Origin of the sequence: Aeromicrobium sp. REDSEA-S32_B7 (genome assembly GCF_001626145.1) — a bacterium.
GTDB lineage: Bacteria > Actinomycetota > Actinomycetes > Propionibacteriales > Nocardioidaceae > Aeromicrobium > Aeromicrobium erythreum.
On sequence record NZ_LUNF01000178.1, the window covers coordinates 1 to 3,844 of the forward strand.

General features: G+C 71.6%; 3 protein-coding genes and 1 pseudogene. All 4 read right to left on the bottom strand.

Features of this window, described 5'->3' with window-relative positions:
- Positions 1–396: 396 nt before the first annotated feature.
- The gene (gene hflX, locus A6Q79_RS12465) at positions 397–1,791 is read right to left on the bottom strand and encodes a GTPase HflX (protein ID WP_253021861.1); all 1,395 of its coding nucleotides are present in this window, start codon (positions 1,789–1,791) and stop codon (positions 397–399) included.
- Positions 1,792–1,820: 29 nt separating this feature from the next.
- Positions 1,821–2,657 (bottom strand): diaminopimelate epimerase, encoded by an 837-nt coding sequence (dapF, locus tag A6Q79_RS12470; protein WP_067856897.1) that lies wholly within the window; start codon positions 2,655–2,657, stop codon positions 1,821–1,823.
- A 10-nt stretch (positions 2,658–2,667) separates the two neighbouring features.
- The gene (locus A6Q79_RS12475) at positions 2,668–3,531 is read right to left on the bottom strand and encodes an acetyl-CoA C-acyltransferase (protein ID WP_317698476.1); all 864 of its coding nucleotides are present in this window, start codon (positions 3,529–3,531) and stop codon (positions 2,668–2,670) included.
- Positions 3,524–3,844, bottom strand: a pseudogene (locus A6Q79_RS12480) (TetR family transcriptional regulator); the annotation flags it as partial. The pseudogene A6Q79_RS12480 and the gene A6Q79_RS12475, both read right to left, overlap by 8 nt.

Consider the following 3,844-nt stretch of genomic DNA (forward strand, 5'->3'; position numbering starts at 1 on the left):
GCCCGACTACTCGACCAGCGGAACGCTCCGCTGGTCGAGTAGCAGGGACGAGCTTGCGAGGCTCGGACGTATCGAGACCACCCCGCAACGGACCAGCGCGAACCGACCCCCAGCGAAAGCCCAGAGTGGTCTCGATACGTCGGGCTCAGGCTCGTTCCTCGCCCAGCCCGACTACTCGACCAGCGAGACGTCCCGCTGGTCGAGTAGCAGCGACGGCGAGCGCCAGCGAGCTCGTCGGTGCGTATCGAGACCACCCGGCAACAGCTCCGCGCGGACCAACCCCCAGCGACAGCGTGGAGTGGTCTCGATACACCTCCCCTCGCTGGCGCTCGTGGAGGCACTCGACCAGCAAAACCCTCCGCTACTCGACCAGCGGACGCACCGCTGGGCGCGTGATCAGAGGGCGTTGAGCTGGTGGGCGAGGTCGTCGGAGACGCGGGCGACGAGGTGGGTGCCGTCGGACTCGTGCGCCAGCTCCTCGATCTCGCCGGTCTCGTGCACCTGGTTGAGGAGGTCACCGCGCTCGTAGGGCACCACGACCTCGACGCGCACCGCGGGTCGGGGCAGGTCGGCCTCGATGGCGGCGAGCAGCTCGTCGACGCCCTCGCCCGTACGGGCGCTGACGACGACGGCGTGCGGCTCGCGGGCGAGCAGCTGCTTGACCTCGAGCGGGTCGGCGGCGTCGGCCTTGTTGAGGACGATGATCTCCGGCACGTGCAGCGCCTCGATCTCGGCGAACACCTCGCGCACGGCCGCGATCTGGCCGGCGGGGTCGGGGTGCGAGGCGTCGACGACGTGGAGCACGAGGTCGGCCTCGGCCACCTCCTCCAGCGTGGAGCGGAACGCCTCGACCAGCTGGTGCGGCAGGTGTCGCACGAAGCCGACGGTGTCGGACATCGTGAACACGCGTCCGTCGCTCGTCTGCGTCTTGCGCGTCGTGGGGTCGAGGGTCGCGAACAGCGCGTCCTCCACCAGCACGCCCGCGCCGGTCAGCCGGTTGAGCAGGCTCGACTTGCCGGCGTTGGTGTAGCCGGCGATGACGACAGCCGGGACCTCGTTGCGCCGACGCCGCGCCTTCTTGATGTCGCGGGTGGTGCGCAGCGCCGTGAGCTCTCGACGCAGCTTCGCCATGCGGGACTGGATGCGACGACGGTCGGTCTCGAGCTTCGTCTCACCAGGACCACGACCACCGATGCCCTCGCCGCCGGCAGCGCGTCCACCGGCCTGGCGCGAGAGGTTGCCGCCCCATCCGCGCAGACGCTGGGTCTGGTACTGCAGCTGGGCGAGCTCGACCTGCGCCTTGCCCTCCGCCGACTTCGCGTGCTGCGCGAAGATGTCGAGGATCAGCGCCGTCCGGTCGACGACCTTGACCTTGGTGCGGTCCTCCAGGTTGCGCAGCTGGCTGGGCGCCAGCTCGCCGTCGCAGATGATCGTGTCGGCGCCGGTGGCCTGCACCGCCGCGGTGAGCTCCTCGACCTTGCCGCTGCCGATGAAGGTGGCGGGGTCGGGCCGTTGACGGCGCTGGAGCAGCGCGTCGAGGACGTCGGAGCCCGCGGTCTCGGCGAGCAGCTTCAGCTCGGCGAGGGAGTTCTCGGCGTCCTCCGCACTGCCCTCGGTCCACACGCCGACCAGCACGACCCGCTCGAGCCGCAGCTGGCGGTACTCGACCTCGGTGATGTCCTCGAGCTCGGTGCGCAGCCCGGCGACGCGCCGCAGCGACTGACGCTCGGCGAGCTCGAGTCCGTCGTGCGCGCCCTCCAGGTCGCGGTCGACCACGGGGTCGATGCCCAGCCTGCTGGCGACGTTCGTGTCGGACTCGCTCACGCGATCCACTCCATCTCTCCGGTGGCGACGATGCGGGCCGGTCCCGCGAGGACGACCCGGGTGGGCTCGACCGTGATGTTCAGGGTGCCGCCGGGGACGTCGACACGGTACGTCGTGGAGCCGGCGGCGTCGAGGGCGTGGTCGGCGAGCGCGGTAGCGATCCCGACGGCGCACGCGCCGGTGCCGCACGACCGGGTCTCGCCGGAGCCGCGCTCGTGGACGCGCATGGCGACGTGGTGGTCGGCGACCCGCTCGACGAACTCGACGTTGACGCCGTCGGGGTAGGTCGCGGTGTCGTAGCTGGGCGCCCGCAGCAGGGTGCCTGCGTCGGCGAGGGTGTCGACGAAGGTGACGGCGTGGGGGTTGCCCGTGCGCACGTCCTGCGCCTCCCACACGCGACCGTCGACCTCGACCTTCGACGTGCCGCGCACGTCGTAGCCGCCCATGTCGACGCTGAGCTGGTCGCCGTCGACGGTGACCACCTTGTCGCCGTCGCGGGTGCCGACGACCACGGGCGCGTCGGCCGGCACGAGGCCGGCGTCGATCAGGTGTCGGGCGAACACGCGGACGCCGTTGCCGCACATCTCGCTGACGGAGCCGTCGGCGTTGCGGTAGTCCATGAACCACTCCCCGGCGCTGGCGGCCGCCTCGGGCACGTCGAGCGCGGCCGAGCGCACCACGCGGAGCACGCCGTCGGCACCGAGGCCCGTGCGTCGGGCGCAGAGCGCCGCCACGAACGCAGGGTCGAGGTCGCCGTGCACCGTGCCGTCGTGGTCGGGGAGCAGGACGAAGTCGTTCTCGGTGCCGTGCCCCTTGAGCCAGGGGAAAGTCATACGTTCCAGTCTACGTCCGAGGGCCCGACGGAACCGGGTCGTCGCCGCGCACCGAGAGGTGGTGGATGCGGGCGCGCGGGGTGAGCCCGTGCTCCTTCACCGCCGTCTCGGAGGCGATGAGCATCGCCGAGGAGGCGTCGCAGATCTGCGAGGCGACGGCGGCGGTGATCCGCCCCCCGGGGGCCAGCGGCTGCAGGCCGGCCATCTTCTCCAGGGAGGTGTCCCGCGGGCACTGGTCGGTGTCGAAGACGGTGCCGTCGGGCAGGGTCACCGGCTCGATCTCACCGGTGAAGCGGCCCTCGGAGATCGCGGCGAGCGCGCGCTGGTGCGAGGCCAGGGCGAACTCCTCCATGTCCTCGCGGCTGACGTCCCACTTCTCCGCGATCATCTCCGCGGAGCGGAACTGCGAGACCTCCTGGTCGCCGAAGCGCTCCTGCCAGCCCGGGGACTCCGCGAAGGGGGTGGAGAAGCCGTACTGCTGACCGACCAGCATCGCCGCCGAGATCGGGATCGCCGACATGTTCTGCAGGCCGCCGGCGACCACGAGGTCCTGGGTGCCCGACATGACGCCCTGAGCCGCGAAGTGCACCGACTGCTGGGAGGAGCCGCACTGCCTGTCGATGGTCACGCCCGGCACGTGCGCAGGCAGCCCCGCCACCAGCCAGGCCGAGCGGGCCACGTCGCCGGCCTGCGATCCGATCGTGTCGCAGCAGCCCATGATGACGTCGTCGACGGCACCCGGGTCCACGCCCGTGCGGCGCATCAGCGCCGACAGGACGATGCCGCCGAGGTCGGCGGAGTGGACCCCCGCCAGTGCTCCCCCGCGCTTGCCGACCGGGGTGCGGACGGCGTCGATGATGTAGGCCTCAGGCATGGTCGTGGTCCTTCGCGATTCCGTCGAGCAGGATGGTGAGGTACTGGTCGGCGACCTCGGTGGTGGTGTGCGGCCCGCCGGGGCGGTACCACCGCACGGCCACCCACACGGTGTCGCGGATGAAGCGGTAGGTCAGGGTGATGTCCAGGTCGGCCCGCAGCGCCCCGGTCTCCACGCCCTCGGTGAGCAGGCTGACCCACACGTCGCGGGACTGCCGGTTGCGCTCGGCGAGGTAGCCGAAGCGCTCGAGCTGGCCCAGGGTGGCCGCCTCGTTCTGGAAGATCGCGACCTCGTGGGGGTGCTGGTCGATGGC